A 14,946-nucleotide genomic window follows, 5' to 3' on the forward strand; every position below is an offset into this window, starting at 1 on the left:
CCCCACCTTTGTCAAACAGATTTCCACCGTGGTTGAATCGCGTAGCGATTGACCACGGAACCTGACTTCTCCATTTCATCGTCACCCTGTCGATGCTGTGTCGTTGCCTGGTGAGCGCAAGGCATGTGGACGGCGAGACTACAACCGGTCATTTCTTGCTGCATTATTTGCAGCGGACCCTGATGAAAGACGCGCGCCAAGGGCTCCATTCTTTATTCAAGGCTCAGGGCTGATTGCTTACCCTGTTGACCTTCTCGAGCTTAACGAGCATTCCCCGGCGCAGGTCCAAACCTTTCACTCATCAACGACAAGCCATCTCACGGTGACATCTGCAAACTTGTGGATACTTTTGCGTTCTGCTCACGCGGGCATCTTGAACGCCTCCCCGCGCTGCAGCATGGCCCAGCACATCCGGGCGTTCTTGGCCGCAATGGCCACGACCGCCTTCCAGTAACCCCGGCGTTCCTGTACCGAAATAGCCCAGCGGCTTACCGGGTCCGTCTTGTTCTTCGCCGTTGCCAGCGCCGCCCTGGCGCCCAGGACCAGCAAGGTGCGCAGGTAGCTGTCTCCCGCCTTGGTGATTCGCCCCAGGCGCTGCTTGCCGCCCGAGCTGTACTGGCCAGGCACCAGGCCCAGCCAGGCGCAGAACTGGCGCCCGCAACTGAAGTCGTGGCCTTTGCCCACCGTGGCCACGATAGCACTAGCCGTGGTGGGGCCAATGCCGCTGAGGTGCATGAGTTGGCGGGACTGCGGGTCCTCGGCGGCGGCCTGGGCGATGTACTTGTCGTATTGGCCGATGCGTTCATCGAGGTGGGTGAGCTCGCTCAAGGCATCGCCCACCACGGTGTTGCACCAGCCCGGCAGGTCTTCAAGGTGCTTGTGCGCTTCCCGGCGCACGGTCGCCGCCTTGAGCGGCAGCACGATGCCCAGCTCGGACAGCAGGCCGCGGATGCGGTTGATCAGGGCGGTGCGCTGCTCCACGTAGCCCTGGCGTGCGCGGTGCACGAACAGGCGGGACTGCTGCTCGATGCTCTTGAGTGGCACAAAACGCATGTTGGGACGCGTGACAGCTTCAGCGATGGCCGCAGCATCGGCCGCATCGTTCTTGCCTCGCTTGCCGCTCATGCGGTAGGGAGCCACAAACTTGGGGGCCATCAGGCGCACGGTATGGCCGAACCTGGCAAATTCGCGTGCCCAGTGATGGGCGCCGCTGCACGCTTCCATGCCGATCAGACAGGGCGGCACGTTGGCGATAAGTTCCATCAGTTTGACGCGTGGGACTTCGGGCCGCACCAACTCGGGCTTGCCGAACTCGTTGATCCCATGGACGGCAAAGACGCTTTTGGCGAGATCGATTCCGATGGTCATGATGGCCATGATTTCCCCTTCCGAATGAGTTGATGATGAAAAGTTTGACCTCTCCATCGTGGCACTGAGTTGCCGTAAACCGCAACTTCAACGGGTCGCAACTCGCTCGGGACGGGGACGTCCCTTTCATTCTTTATGGGCAACGGCTTGTGATAATTCAGACGGTTTCTCCGTCTCGGGATGGCGGTAGTCTTTTACTTCGATCAAAAATGCCGTGTTGTCGTTAGAAAGGACCAAGGCATCCACGGCCTTGATGCCGTCATCTTGCTTGACAAACTGATTGCGATAAAACTGCCACTCATCGTATTTACTGGCTTGCCAGGCCGCTGGAAAATCGAACCGAAGACCGTCAATGTTGAGCACGGGCATGTTCAGTTCACCATGGCGAGATAGCGATCAGACTGCAGCAAGCTTTCATCCAGGGCTGCAATGTCGCCAATATCGTCAATCGTCGGCCCCTGCATGAGCGACACACCATCGGCATCCGCATGCAGTCCAAAAAACTGCGTGTCAGGTTGCTGCGATGTGCGGGCTGAAAGGACGATTTCTATTTCGCGCAGTAAAAACAGGCTATGGGTGGCAATAAATACCTGAATGCCGCCACAGCTTAATTCAACAATGGTGCTAGCCAGTTGCCTGATCAGGCGTGGATTGAGGTTGGCCTCCGGCTCGTCCCAAAACAGGCAGCCCTTGTTCAAAAGTGCGCCGGTCGCAATCAGCCTGGACAGCATGCCGAGTTTTCGCAACCCCTCCGCAACCAAAGGCATTTCCATCCGCCCACTGCCATTGTTCAGGTAAAACCGGCCGTTCTTGTCCAATTCAATACTGCCCTGCATGGCATCTTCCAGAGGCTTTAACAACTCTCGGATACGTGTTTCCGTTGGGCCTTTTTGGAGGGGTGTGCCGAGCAGCAAACAGGTATCTCGCCAGGTTTCCTCGAATTCCAGGTAGTGACCTTCATAGATGGCTACAAAGTTAGGGTAAATCGTCAAAAGTTCCCGGGTAGGCAGATAGGCTGCCGCCGCATCAAGCCATTTCTCGGGCAGCGTGCTGATGCTTACCTCGGACTTGCTGTTGGTGGCGAAGCTAAACGCAATGTCAAGCTCTGGCCGAAAGTAGCTCAACTGAATGTCGCAACGCTCACGCCCTTGCTTGCGTTTGGCCAAGCGTCCTAATGCTTCTGGGCGAAACACATTCACCAGCTTGTCGGCCAGACGGCTTTGAAGCAAGGTTTTCGTGGGTGGCGATGCGTTGGGTTTGCGTCCTTCTTCCCAACTCGTGGCCATGGCGCAGTAAGCCATTTTCAATAGATGTGTTTTTCCCGCGCCGTTCTCGCCTACGATCACGTTCAGGTTTTGCCCAAATTTCAGCTTGACATCGGAGAAAACAGTCAGGTTTTTGATATGCATTTTGTCTAACATGACTTCTTCCTTGCGAGTTCATTTTCAATCTGAAGCGCGTGTTGCGAACGCGCTTTGGGAGCCAGCAAGGATCATAAGGCTGCATGACAAATAGATCGGCCTGTGTTCGCGCTACCTGTCGGTGTGGCGCGCGTATCGCGGTTTTGTTGCCGTGGAGGGCGTCGAGAAGCCGCTGCGAAGGACGAAGTCGCGCGCGACGCAGCCGCCACCCTAGCCATATTTTCCGTCTGTCAGGCGCGCTGCTCGAACTCCCGGTCCCGGGCGCCGATGACGGCTGCGGCCAAGTCGGCCAGTTCGCGTGTCAGCAGCTGGAGGATGTCCTCCATGGTGACGACGCCCACCAGCCGGCCCTCGTCATCGGCGATCACCAGGCGGCGCAGGCGGCTGCTGCGCATCAGCTGCACCGCGTCCATGGCGTCCATCTCGGGGCTGGCCACGACCAGTTCGACCGACATGATGTCGCCGGCCGTGAACACCTCCGGGTCCAGCCCTTCGGCCATCAGCGCCAGCACCAGGTCGCGGTCGGTGACGATGCCCAGCGGGCGGCTTTTTTCCAGCGCATCGACGACGATGAGCGCGCCCACATGGTGCTTTCGCATCAGCTGGGCCGCCGCCAGCGCGGTGGTTTCGGGTTCGGCGACAGCGACTGAAACCGTTGCAAAGTCTTTCAAACGGGTAGGCATGTGAACTCTCCTTTGTGCAAGCCGGCAGGCTTGAAGCTTTCCGGGAGTTCACTCTAGTCGGGCTTGCGCCGCCTGACTTGACATGGCGCAAACGCAAGCCTGATGCCCGCGCGGCAGCGGGTTCGGCGTCCGGTGTCAGTTGGCCTGCATCCCGCGCACCAGTTGCGTCACGTTGTGGCGCATCAGCTTGAGGTAGCTGTCGGCGGGGCCGCCTGCGGCCGACAGCGCATCCACATACAGCGCAGGCCCGGCGCTCACGCCCGCATCCTTGCTCAATTGCGCCAGCAGCTTGGGGTTGCTCATGTTTTCGACGAACACGGCCCTGATCTTTTCGCGCTGGATTTGCCTGATGAGCTGCGCCACCTCCTTGGCGCTCGGTTCGGCGTCGGTCGAAACGCCCTGGGGCGCCAGGAATTTGACCTGGTACTGCGCCGCGAAGTAGCCGAATGCATCGTGCGAGGTGATGACCTTGCGCCTGGCGGCGGGCAAGGTGGCGAACTGTGCCTTGGCCCAGGCGTCGAGGGTTTGCAGCTCCTTCACGTAGGCGCTGGCGTTGGCCTGGTAAAGGGTAGCGCCTGCGGGATCGGCCTTGGCGAGAGCGGCGGCGATGTTGCGCGCGTACAGCGCGACGTTGTCGGGGTTTTGCCAGGCGTGGGGATCGGTTTCCTCATGCTGATGGCCCTTTTCATCATGGCCTTTTTCTGCGGCCATGGCGCGCGACTTCACGCCCTGCGACGCCACCACGGTTTCGCCCTTGTAGCCGGCGGACTTCGCCAGCTTTTGCGCCCACGGCTCAAAGCCCAGGCCGTTGACGACCAGCAGCCGGCTTTGCACGATGGCCCTGGCATCGGCCGGCTTGGGCTCGAACACATGCGCGTCCTCGTCAGGCCCGACCAGCGTGGTGACGCTGACGCGCTCGCCGCCGACCACGCGCACCAGGTCGCCCAGGATGCTGAAACTGGCCACGACCGGCAGTGGCTCGGCCGCGAAACTGGCGCCCGGCAGCAGGCAGGCGCTGGCGATGCCGCTGAGCAGGAGTTTGCAAAATGCGCGTTTCATGGGGTGGCCTTCAGGAAAGAGTGGGTAAAAAACGAAAAAGCGGGACGCGTTCAGGCGACCCGGTGCGTCCGGCTCAGCACGCGCGGCAGCCAGCCGCCTGGCGCGACCAGCAGCGACGCAAAGTAAAGCGCCCCCGCGCAGCCGATGATGGTCGGGCCGGAGGGCGTGTCCAGGTGATACGACAGCAGCAGCCCGGCCACGCTGGCCAGCATGGCCTGCGCGCTGGCATTGAGCAGTTGCGCCGGCAGCGTGTCGTGCCACAGCCGGCTCGACACGGCCGGCAGCATCATCAGCCCGACGGCCATCAAGGTGCCCAGCGTCTGAAAGCCCGCCACCAGGTTGATGACCACCAGCATCAAAAAGCCCTGCTGCCAGAGCCAGCCGCGCCGCCCGGCGGCCGCCAGGAACACCGGGTCAAAACTCTCCAGCACCAGCCCCCGGTACATCGCGGCCAGCAGCAGCACGCTGACGCTGGCCACGCTGGCCACCATCAGGAGGCCCGGCGTGTCCACGCCCAGCGCGCTGCCGAACAAAATGTGCAGCAGGTCGAGCTGGGTGCCGTGGCCCGAGATCAGCGTCACGCCCAGCGCCAGCGCGACCAGGTAGATGGCCGCCAGGCTGGCGTCTTCTTTCAGCGTGGTGAAGCGCGTGACCAGCCCGGCCAGCGCCGCCACCCCCATGCCCGCCACCACGCCGCCCAGCGCCATCGCGCTCAGCGACAGGCCGCCCAGCATGAAGCCAATCGCCACGCCCGGCAGCACCGCATGACTGAGCGCATCGCCCAGCAAACTCATGCGCCGCAGCGTCAAAAAAACGCCCAGCGGCGCGGCGCTGAGCGACAGCGCCAGCGTGGCGACCAGCGCGCGGCGCATGAAGGCGAATTCGGCGAACGGGGAAAAGGCCGCGTCCCACAGCCAGGCGGCGAAGGCCATCATGCGGCCGCTTCCTGCGCGGCTGCCGTGTCGGTGCCACAGAGTTCGGCGTTCTCGTCCCAGGCTTCGGCCATGGCGCGGGCGCGGCGCAGATTCGGCTCGGTCAGCACCTCGCCGGTCGCGCCCCAGCCGACCAGTTCGCGCGCCAGCAGCACGGTTTGCGGAAAATGCTGGCGAACCATCGCATCGTCGTGCAGCACGGCAATCACGGTGCGCCGCTGGCCGTGCCACTGCCGCACCAGCCCCAGCAGGGCGGCGGTGGTCCTGGCATCGACCGCGTTGAACGGCTCGTCGAGCAGGATCAGCTCGGCGTCCTGCACCAGCATGCGGGCAAACATCACCCGCTGCAGCTGTCCGCTGGACAGGCTGCCGATAGAGCGGCGCTCAAATCCTTCGAGTCCCACGGCCTGCAGGGCGGCATCGACGCGCGTCAGCATGGCCCGGTTCACCGCACCCCAGGCCCCGGCCGCACCCCAGCAGCCCAGCAGCACGCAGTCGCGCACGTCAATGGGAAAGCCGCGGTCGATCTCGGCCATTTGCGGCAGGTAGGCGATGCGCTCGCGTGGTGGCGCTACCGCCAGCGCGCCGCCTTCGATGGGCAGCAGGCCGACGATGCTCTTGAGCAGGGTGCTTTTGCCCGAGCCGTTCGGCCCGACCACGGCGGTCAGCGAGCCGGGCGCGAAGCTGCCGCTGATGTGGTGCAGCGCCGGATGCTGGCGGTAGCTGACCGTCAGGTTGCGCAGCGACACCATCGCCTCCGGGGTTACCACGGCGCGGCCTCCAGAGCGGCCCACGCCACCGCCAGCCACAGCAGCAACACGGCCGGCAGCACCGCCAGCACCCGCAGCCAGGCCGGCCAGGCCAGTACGGAGGCGCCGGGATGGCGGGAGCGAGGCAAGGAAGTGGGGGCCGGGCGCATGTGAATATCCAAAAATAAAGAAGGCGGGGTAACTACAAGTTGCGGTAATAATGCAACCTGATTGCGATAGCGGCACAGTGTAACGCAACTGAATTGCATTAAAAAATTGAGTGAAGGTCCATCCATGGCATCCATCCATCCTCCCGAACCCGCCGGCATCGACCCCATCGACGCGCTGCTGTCGGCCCACGGCCTGCGGCGCACGGCGGCGGCCCGGCGGGTGCTGGGCTGGCTGCTGGCGCACCCGGACACCAGCTACACCCACGCGCAGCTGCAGACGGCGCTCAGCGGCGAAGGCCCGTCGGCGCTGGACCGCGTCACGCTGTACCGGCTGATCGACCGCCTGACGCAGGTCGGCCTGCTGCTGTGCCGGGTCGATGCCAGCCGCGTGCGCCGCTACCAGGCGATGCCGGTCAGCGTGCATGCCATTCCGCACTTCGAATGCCAGAGCTGCCACCGCGACAGCCCGCTGGCCGGCGCGCTGATGGCCAATGCCGACGACCTGGAGCGCGCCGCGCAGTCGGCGCTGGCCGCGCTGCGGGCGCTGGGCTACCAGGGGCTGAGCATGGACTTCGCGGTGCGCGGCGTCTGCGCCGACTGCGCCACCGCTGCGCCTGAAACGCTCCTGTGATCCGCTCCCGGCAGCTTGCCTACCGCTACCCCAAGGGGCCGGTGCTGGCATTCCCCGATGTGGATGTGCCGCAGGGCGGCGTGCTGCTGCTGGCCGGCCCGTCGGGTTCGGGCAAATCGACCTGGCTGGCCCTGGCGGCGGGGCTGGTGGGCGCGACGTCGGGACAGTTGGACGTGGCCGGGCAATCGCTGGGGGCGGGTGGCGCGGCCTTGAAGCAAGGCGCCGCGCTGGATGCCTGGCGCGCCCGGACCATCGGTTTTTTGCCGCAAAAACTGCACCTGAGCACGGCGCTGAGCGTGCATGACAACCTGGCCATGGCGCAATGGGCAGCCGGGCTGGCCCAGGACGACCAGCGCATCGGCGAGGCGCTGGAGGCGCTTGGCGTGCAAGACCTGGCCCTGCGCAAACCCGCGCAACTCTCGGGCGGGCAGGCCCAGCGCGTCGCGCTGGCGCGCGCGGTGCTGCTGCAGCCGCAGGTGATTCTGGCGGACGAACCCACGGCCAGCCTGGACGACGAGGCGGCGGCCGCCTCGCTGGCGCTGCTGCAGTCCACCGCCCGCTGGGAGGGCGCCACGCTGGTGATTGCGACGCACGATGCCCGCGTGGCCCGGTTTTTTTCCGAAAATACAAGCCAAAAAGGTCTTTTGCGCATAGTGCTAGGGCGCAAGCAGCTATGAAAACGATAGTGTTTTCCTGGCGCTACCTGTGGTCACGCCCGCTTGCGGCGGCGCTCAATCTGCTGCTGCTCAGCCTCGGGCTGGCGTCGATCACCTTCCTGCTGCTGGTGGGCCACCAGATCAACAGCGCCTTCGAGCGCGACCTGGCCGGCATCGACGTGGTGGTCGGCGCCAAGGGCAGCCCGATGCAGCTGATCTTGTCGGGCGTGTTCCAGCTCGACGTGCCCACCGGCAATGTTCCGCTGGCCGCCATCAAGGCGCTGCAGCTTCATCCGCAGGTCGCCGAGGTCATTCCCATCAGCATGGGCGACAGCTTTCGCGGTTTCCGCATCGTCGGCACCACGCCTGACTACATCAGCCATTACGAGGCCAAACTGGCGCAGGGCGCGCTGTGGGAGGCGCCGATGCAGGCGGTGCTGGGCGCCAGGGTGGCCCGGGAAAGCGGCTTCAAGATCGGCGACACCTTCACCGGCACGCACGGCCTGGCGCCCGGCGGCCATGCGCACGGCCAGAGCCCGTACACCGTCACCGGCATCCTCGCGCCCAATGGCTCTGTGCTTGACCGGCTGGTGCTCACGCCGCTCGAATCGGTCTGGCAGGTGCATGAAACCGACACCGCGCTCGACGACGATGACCGCAAGGTCATGCAGGACGAGCGCGAGGTGACGCTGGCGCTGATCCAGTACAAGACGCCGCTGGCGGCGGTGACGTTTCCGCGCTTCATCAACACCAGCACCGAGATGCAGGCCGCCGCCCCGGCGCTGGAAATCACGCGCCTGCTGAGCATGGTGGGCGTGGGCATCGACGTGCTGCGCGCGCTGGCCGGCGTGCTGCTGCTGACGGCGGCCTTGAGCGTGTTCATCGCGCTGTGGGGCGCCGTGCGCGAGCGCCGCGCCGACCTGGCCCTGCTGCGCATGCTGGGCGCGCCGCCGCGCAAGGTGGCCGGCCTGCTGCTGTGCGAGGCGCTCTGGCTGGCCCTGCTGGCGAGCATGCTCGGCGTGCTGGCCGGGCAGGGGCTGACGGCGCTGCTGGGCTGGGCGCTGCAGCTTGAACAATCGGTGTTGCTCGGTGCGCTGTCGTGGCCGGTCGAACTGGCCGGCGTGCCGGCGCTGGCCCTGGGCGTGGCGCTGGCGTCCGCGCTGCTGCCGGCCTGGGAAGCCTACCGGGTCAGTGTGTTTGAACTTCTCCAGTCCCGCTAGAAAACTTGAAAGACATCGATGAAAAACTTCAATTTAATGAAAAAAGTGCTGCTGGCGCATGCCCTGCTTGCGCTGAGTGCTACGTTTTCAGTAGCGTTCGCGCAGCACGCCGACAAGGAAACCCAGGAAGACATCCAGCGCCACCGGGCCATGGCCGCCGCCCATGAGGCCGCTGCCAAATGCCTGGAATCGGGCAAAAAAGACGAGGTGTGCGAGAAAGAGCTGCAGGCCGCCTGCAAGGGGCTTGCCATCGGCAAATACTGCGGCATGAAGCACGTTCACTGAGCCCGGCAACTGCGTGAAGCGCAACTTCGCTGAATTTCTGGAGCATGGCATGAAGCACTCTTTTTCCTCCGGGCGCTTGAGCCGCCTGACGGCGTTCGGCCTGGGCGCGGCGTGTGGCCTGATTCTGGCAAGCCCCGGCGCGCTTGCGCAAGCGCCGTCCGCGCCGGCGGCGGCCGGCGGTCCGAAATCCGCAGTGCCCGCCGCGCCAGGCCTTGGCGTGCCGATGGGGCAGGGCGCCGGCGTGCATGGCGCCAACAGTCCTTTTGCGCAGCTCTCGGCCCGCGCCGATGTGGTGCCGTGGTCGGTACTCACCGAGGTCAAGGTCAAGGCTGAAAAAAACAGGATCATTCCGGTGTTCAGCCTCAAGCAGCTGACCCTGCACCAGAAAACCCAGCGCATCCAGGGTTTCATGATGCCGCTGGAGCCGGGCGCGACGCAGCGGCATTTTCTGCTCTCGTCGGTGCCGCTCACCTGCGCGTTCTGCCTGCCGGGCGGACCCGAAAGCATGGTCGAGGTCAAGAGCAAAACGCCGGTCAAGTACAGCATGGAGCCGGTGGTGGTCGAAGGCCGCTTCCTGGTCCTGAATGACGACGCCTTCGGCATGTATTACCGCATCACCGATGCGACCAGCGTCAAGTGAGCTGAGCTTGTCCCTGGCCTGATGGCCTGGACCGAAGGCGCGAACCAGGCACGCAAACGGCGGGCAGCGGCCTAAAAGCGAAGATAAGCGCAGACTAAGATTGCCGCGATGAATCAGCTTGTCGTTTTGTCCCTGCTGCCGGTGGTCTTTTTGCTGCTCACGCCGGTGCTGCTGCGGGCCGGGCCGGCAGCCTGACAACCCCGGAGAACCGTTGATGCCTTTTGTGCAATTCCTGCAATCCCTTCCCGTGTCGGCCCAGGCGGTGGGCCTGCTGCTGCTGTCCAACGTGTTCATGACCTTTGCCTGGTATGGGCATCTGAAGAGTCTGGCCACGTCGCCCTGGTACATCGCCGCGCTGATCAGCTGGGGCATTGCGCTGTTTGAGTATTTGCTGCAGGTGCCGGGCAACCGCATCGGCTTTACCCAGTTCAGCGTCGGCCAGCTCAAGATCATGCAGGAGGTGATCACCTTGACGGTGTTCGTGCCATTTTCCGTGTTTTACCTGAACGAGCCGCTCAAGCTCGACTACCTGTGGGCCGCGCTGTGCATGGTGGGGGCGGTGTTTTTCATCTTCAGGAGTGCATGAATGTAGCCCCCCGAGGGGGGCTGAACTGCGCTTGGGGCGGCCCGGCGCTGCGGCCGCTGGCGTCCGCGCGCTTGCCTTTGTGGCTGTTCTGAACCCTGCCTGGATGGCCAGCCGGCCCGCAAAGTCATCGCGGTTAAACTCCCCGCAGTTACAAAAACGTCATATTTCTGTCATATTTCTGAGGATCACGCATGCTGTTCAGCAAGTTGTTGCCGCGCGAAGGCAATTTTTTCGAGATGTTCGACCAGCATGCCGGCCACATCGTGCAAGCCGCCCATGCCTTTTCCAAGATGGTGGCCAACTACAGCGATCTGCAAAAGCGCAGCCTGCATCACCGGCAAGTCGATGACGCCGAGCGCGCCGCCGACCGCGTCACGCATGAAGTCAGCCGCGTGCTGCACAAGACCTTCATCACGCCGATTGACCGCGACCAGATCCACCAGTTGATCAACACGCTCGACGACGTGGCCGACCTGATCCAGGATTCGGCCGAAACCATGGCGCTGTACGACGTGCGCCACATGACCGAGGACATCCTGCGGCTGACCGACTTGAGCGTCAAGTGCTGCGAGCGGCTCAAGGACGCGGTGGGCCTGATCGGCAAGGTGCGCGACGCCGCGACCGCCGAAGCCACGCTCAAGACCTGCGCGGAAATCGACCGGCTCGAATCCGACGCCGACCACGTCATGCGTTCGGCCATGAGCCGGCTGTTCCGCGAGGAGCCCGATGTGCGCGAACTCATCAAGCTCAAGGCAGTGTACGAACTGCTCGAAACCATCACCGACAAGTGCGAGGATGCGGCCAACCTGATCGAGGGCATCGTCCTCGAAAATTCCTGATCGTCCCCGGCGACTGAACTTTAGATTTTTCAATGCAAACTGCACAGACCGCCCTCTGGGTCGTGGCCCTGCTCGTCTTCATGGCCGTCGCCTTTGACTTCATGAACGGCTTTCACGATGCCGCCAATTCGATTGCCACGGTGGTGTCCACCGGCGTGCTCAAGCCCGGCCATGCCGTGGTGTTTGCCGCCGGTTTCAACCTGCTGGCCCTGTTCATCTTTCACCTCAGCGTGGCTGCCACGGTCGGCAAGGGCATTGTCCAGCCCGGCATCGTCGATACGCACGTCGTGTTCGGCGCGCTGATGGGCGCCATCGCCTGGAACATCGTGACCTGGATCTACGGCATTCCCAGCAGTTCCTCGCATGCGCTGATCGGCGGTATCGTGGGCGCGGTGATCGCCAAGTCCGGCCCCAGCGCCCTGGTTGCGGGTGGCATCGCGAAAACCGTGGCCTTCATTTTCATCTCGCCGCTGCTGGGCTTTTTGCTCGGCTCGCTGATGATGGTGGCCGTGTCCTGGATCTGCCTGCGCACCACGCCGTCCAAGGTGGACCGCTGGTTTCGCCGCCTGCAACTGGTTTCGGCCGGCGCCTACAGCCTGGGCCACGGCGGCAACGATGCCCAGAAAACCATCGGCATCATCTGGATGCTCCTGATTGCCACCGGCTACACCGCCGCGGGCGACGCCGCGCCGCCCACCTGGACCATCGTGACCTGCTACGCGGCGATTGCCGCCGGCACCATGTTCGGCGGCTGGCGCATCGTCAAAACTATGGGCCAGAAGATCACCAAGCTCAAGCCGGTGGGCGGTTTCTGCGCGGAAACCGGCGGCGCCATCACGCTGTTCCTGGCGACCATGCTGGGCATTCCGGTCTCGACCACCCACACCATCACCGGCGCCATCGTCGGCGTGGGCTCCACCCGGCGCGCCTCGGCCGTGCGCTGGGGCGTGGCCGGCACCATCGTCTGGGCCTGGATTTTCACCATTCCGGCGGCGGCTTTGGTGGCTGCGGTGGCTTACTGGATCAGTTTGCTGCTGTTTTAATGGGTAAAGATGCTGTAGCTCGGCCAGACATGCCTGCGGGCCAGCTTGGCAACCTTCGCTCATCAGCGTAACCCGGCCATTTACCAGTCCTCCTTCACCGCCAGCACCGCGTCCCGGCCCGCCGCCGCGCGCCCGGCCAGCCAGGCGGTCAGCGTGCCCGCCAGCACCACGGCGGCGCACAGCAGCCCCAGCCGCAGCCACGGCACGCGCAAATCCATGGTCCAGTGAAAGCTTTGCGGATTCACCACGAACACCAGCACGGTCGAAACCGCCAAGCCAAGTGCCAAGCCGGCAAAAGCGCCAATCACCGTCCAGGCCGCGCCTTCGCCGGCCACGACCGTCAGGATTTGCCGGCGCGTCAGCCCCAGGTGCGCCAGCAGGCCGAATTCCTTGCGCCGCGCCAGCACCTGCGCGCTGAAGCTGGCGGCCACGCCGAACAGGCCAATCGCAATCGCCACGCCCTGCAGCCAGTAGGTCACGGCAAAGCTGCGGTCGAAAATCTTCAAGGACGTGGCGCGGATCTGGCTGACCGAGGCCATTTCGAGCAGCGCGCCGCCGCCCGACTGCGCATCGGCCAGGCCGCGTATAGCCTGCTGCACCTCGGCGTCGGCTACCTTGCCGTCGAGCCACAGCGCCAGGTCGTTGACGCGCTTATCGCCGCTCAGGCGCTCGAAATCGCGCTGCGCCAGGGCGATGGCGCCGAACTGGCGCGCATAGTCGCGCCACACGCCGGCCACGTAGAATTTCTGGTTTGCTATTGAATCAGTAGCTGCTTGCGCCCGTCCCGCCTGCGCAAAAGCACTAAAAGCCTGTGAAAGTGGCAAAAACACCGTACCGGGACGGGCTCCATACAGATCGACCATCGCCTCGCTCACGTAAATGCCGATCTGCCCGGCCGGCACGGGCAGCGCCTCGCCGACCAGCGGCAGGGCCGTCGCCGGATCATCGATGGGCCGGGAAATCAGCGTGACGGCGGGCTTGCCGGCATCCAGCAGCAAGGGCATCGAGCGCAGCGTGCCGACCCGCGCCACGCCGGGCAGGCGGGCCAGCGCCTGCACGAACTCGGGCGAAAAGTAAGCCGTGTCGCTGGCCGCGCTGCTCAGCGTGGAGCGCACATACAGGTCGGCGGGCAGCACCACATCGAGCCAGTGCGTGACCGAATCGCGAAAGCTCGCCACCATCACCGTCAGCGCCACCGCCAGGCTGAGCGAGGCGACCACGCCGCTGACGGCTACGGCCGCGCTTTCACGCACCCGGCGCGCGCGCTCGACCGCCAGCATCGGCAACAGGCGGTGCCGGGTCCACGGGCTGAGCCGGTCGTAGAGCAGCGTGATCAGCCACGGCAGCGCGGTGATGCCGCCGACCAGCAGCAGCGCCACCGAAAAGTAAGCCGCCAGCGGAATGCCGAAGACCGGCGGCAGCATCGCCAGCGCAACGCCAGCGGCGATCAATAACAGGCTCAGCCAGCGGCCAGAACCGGCACCGGGCGCCAGGCCCAGCCCCTTGAGGGTTTGCGCCGGCGGCAGCTTTTGCGCCGCCCGAGCCGGCCACCAGCCGCCCACGCCGGCCGCCGCCACGCCGAGCGCGCCGTAAGTCAGCGCGGCCCCACTGCTCCACTGCAGCGTCGGCGCGACGCCGGAAAAATAGCCGCCGCCCAAATCCCCGCCCAGCAGCCGCAGCGCCAGCGCCGCCAGCGCGGTGCCCAGCGCAATGCCGGCCAGGCTGCCGACAAGCCCCAGCGCCAGCGATTCGATCAGCACCAGCTGCAGGCGCTCGCGCCCGGTTAGCCCCAGCACTCCAAGCAGGGCAAACTGCTGCGCCCGCTTGGCCACGCTCAGCGACAGCACCGAGAACACCAGAAACGCGCCGGTGAACAGCGCCACCAGCGCCAGCACCGTGAGGTTGACGCGGTAGGCGCGCGACAGATTGCTCACGCGCTCGGCGGCGTCGCCCGGCGCGGTGGCGGTGATGCCGGGCGGCAGTTGCAGCGATTCGATAAAGCTGCGCGTATCCACGCCGGCCTTCAGGCGCACGTCGATGCGCGAGAGTTGGCCGCTGCGGCTGAACAGATCCTGCGCCGCGCCGATGTCCATGACGGCCAGCGGCCCGCCGCCGGCGTTCACGCTGCCCGCGACCGTGACGCTGCGCAACTGCAAGCCATCCTGCAACTGCAGGCGGCCGCTGGCGAAGACCTGGCGCGCCGCCGGGTTGAGGAACACCGTGCCCGGCACGAACAGCGCCATCCGCTCCGCGCCCTTGAACGGCACCGGCATCAAGCCCGGCGCGACCGACGCCACGGCCAGCGCATCGACGCCGATGATGCGGAGCAGCTGGCGCCTAGCCCTGTCGCCGTTTTCATCAAGCGCATAGGTCGAGATTTCGAGCACCGGGCTGGCCATCGCCACCTGGCCGCTGTTGGCCACGCGCGCGTACAGGGCTTCGTCAAAACTGCCTTGCACCGCCCGCAATTCGAGGTCGGGCTGGCCGTTGACGGCGCGCACCGCCTGCGAGAACTCGCTGAGCGCCGAGGCATTGATCAGGTGCACCGAGAACGCCAGCGCCACGCCCAGCATCACCGCCACGACGGCGGCGGCATTGCGCCAGGGGTGGTGGCGAAGTTCTTGCCACGAAAAGGTCTGGAGCAGGGCGCGCATGCGGCTGATT

At 64.9% G+C, this 14,946-nt stretch carries 17 protein-coding genes; 8 read left to right on the plus strand and 9 right to left on the minus strand.

Going from position 1 to position 14,946, the window contains the following annotated elements; genetic code table 11:
• Positions 1-360: 360 nt before the first annotated feature.
• The 8 genes from PNAP_RS05700 to PNAP_RS26830 all read right to left on the minus strand — a co-directional run bounded on the left by PNAP_RS05700 (position 361) and on the right by PNAP_RS26830 (position 6,382).
• Positions 361-1,377: an IS110 family RNA-guided transposase gene (locus PNAP_RS05700; RefSeq protein WP_011800547.1), complete on the minus strand. Its 1,017-nt coding sequence runs from the start codon at positions 1,375-1,377 to the stop codon at positions 361-363.
• A gap of 117 nt (positions 1,378-1,494) precedes the next feature.
• Positions 1,495-1,737, minus strand: coding sequence for a hypothetical protein (locus tag PNAP_RS05705; protein ID WP_011800548.1), 243 nt, complete (start codon positions 1,735-1,737; stop codon positions 1,495-1,497).
• Positions 1,738-1,739: 2 nt separating this feature from the next.
• Complete coding sequence (locus tag PNAP_RS05710; RefSeq protein WP_011800549.1) at positions 1,740-2,789, minus strand: AAA family ATPase; 1,050 nt, start codon at positions 2,787-2,789, stop codon at positions 1,740-1,742.
• A gap of 230 nt (positions 2,790-3,019) precedes the next feature.
• Entirely contained in the window at positions 3,020-3,472 is a 453-nt protein-coding gene (locus PNAP_RS05715) for a CBS domain-containing protein (protein ID WP_011800550.1), read from the minus strand.
• 135 nt (positions 3,473-3,607) lie between these two features.
• Positions 3,608-4,531 carry a metal ABC transporter substrate-binding protein gene (locus PNAP_RS05720; RefSeq protein ID WP_011800551.1) on the minus strand — a complete coding sequence of 308 codons (924 nt, stop codon included), beginning with the start codon at positions 4,529-4,531 and terminating at the stop codon, positions 3,608-3,610.
• A 50-nt stretch (positions 4,532-4,581) separates the two neighbouring features.
• Positions 4,582-5,466 carry a metal ABC transporter permease gene (locus PNAP_RS05725; RefSeq protein WP_011800552.1) on the minus strand — a complete coding sequence of 295 codons (885 nt, stop codon included), beginning with the start codon at positions 5,464-5,466 and terminating at the stop codon, positions 4,582-4,584.
• On the minus strand, positions 5,463-6,215 hold the full coding sequence (locus PNAP_RS05730; protein WP_041376548.1) for a metal ABC transporter ATP-binding protein: 753 nt from the start codon (positions 6,213-6,215) through the stop codon (positions 5,463-5,465). The genes PNAP_RS05725 and PNAP_RS05730 overlap by 4 nt, the downstream gene beginning before the upstream one ends.
• 11 nt (positions 6,216-6,226) lie before the next feature.
• Complete coding sequence (locus PNAP_RS26830) at positions 6,227-6,382, minus strand: hypothetical protein (RefSeq protein WP_157040217.1); 156 nt, start codon at positions 6,380-6,382, stop codon at positions 6,227-6,229.
• 124 nt (positions 6,383-6,506) lie between these two features.
• On the opposite strand from PNAP_RS26830, the gene PNAP_RS05735 reads away from it, so the two are divergent.
• The 8 genes from PNAP_RS05735 (at position 6,507) to PNAP_RS05770 (ending at position 12,282) form a co-directional block, all read left to right on the plus strand.
• Entirely contained in the window at positions 6,507-7,013 is a 507-nt protein-coding gene (locus PNAP_RS05735; RefSeq protein ID WP_011800554.1) for a Fur family transcriptional regulator, read from the plus strand.
• Positions 7,010-7,690, plus strand: coding sequence for an ABC transporter ATP-binding protein (locus PNAP_RS05740; RefSeq protein WP_011800555.1), 681 nt, complete (start codon positions 7,010-7,012; stop codon positions 7,688-7,690). Before PNAP_RS05735 ends, PNAP_RS05740 begins: the two co-directional genes overlap by 4 nt.
• The gene (locus PNAP_RS05745; RefSeq protein WP_011800556.1) at positions 7,687-8,889 is read left to right on the plus strand and encodes an ABC transporter permease; all 1,203 of its coding nucleotides are present in this window, start codon (positions 7,687-7,689) and stop codon (positions 8,887-8,889) included. The genes PNAP_RS05740 and PNAP_RS05745 overlap by 4 nt, the downstream gene beginning before the upstream one ends.
• An 18-nt stretch (positions 8,890-8,907) precedes the next feature.
• On the plus strand, positions 8,908-9,174 hold the full coding sequence (locus tag PNAP_RS05750) for a hypothetical protein (protein WP_011800557.1): 267 nt from the start codon (positions 8,908-8,910) through the stop codon (positions 9,172-9,174).
• Positions 9,175-9,223: 49 nt separating this feature from the next.
• Complete coding sequence (locus PNAP_RS05755; protein ID WP_011800558.1) at positions 9,224-9,814, plus strand: DUF3299 domain-containing protein; 591 nt, start codon at positions 9,224-9,226, stop codon at positions 9,812-9,814.
• 223 nt (positions 9,815-10,037) lie between these two features.
• Positions 10,038-10,400, plus strand: a complete 363-nt coding sequence (locus tag PNAP_RS05760) for a DMT family protein (protein ID WP_041376549.1) — start codon at positions 10,038-10,040, stop codon at positions 10,398-10,400.
• Between the two features lie 191 nt (positions 10,401-10,591).
• Positions 10,592-11,239: a DUF47 domain-containing protein gene (locus PNAP_RS05765; RefSeq protein ID WP_011800560.1), complete on the plus strand. Its 648-nt coding sequence runs from the start codon at positions 10,592-10,594 to the stop codon at positions 11,237-11,239.
• Between the two features lie 32 nt (positions 11,240-11,271).
• Positions 11,272-12,282: an inorganic phosphate transporter gene (locus PNAP_RS05770; protein WP_011800561.1), complete on the plus strand. Its 1,011-nt coding sequence runs from the start codon at positions 11,272-11,274 to the stop codon at positions 12,280-12,282.
• Between the two features lie 80 nt (positions 12,283-12,362).
• On the opposite strand, the gene PNAP_RS05775 is transcribed toward PNAP_RS05770, so the two are convergent.
• Positions 12,363-14,936: an FtsX-like permease family protein gene (locus PNAP_RS05775; RefSeq protein WP_011800562.1), complete on the minus strand. Its 2,574-nt coding sequence runs from the start codon at positions 14,934-14,936 to the stop codon at positions 12,363-12,365.
• Positions 14,937-14,946: the final 10 nt, after the last annotated feature.

Origin of the sequence: Polaromonas naphthalenivorans CJ2 (assembly GCF_000015505.1) — a bacterium.
Classification (GTDB): Bacteria; Pseudomonadota; Gammaproteobacteria; order Burkholderiales; family Burkholderiaceae_C; genus Polaromonas; species Polaromonas naphthalenivorans.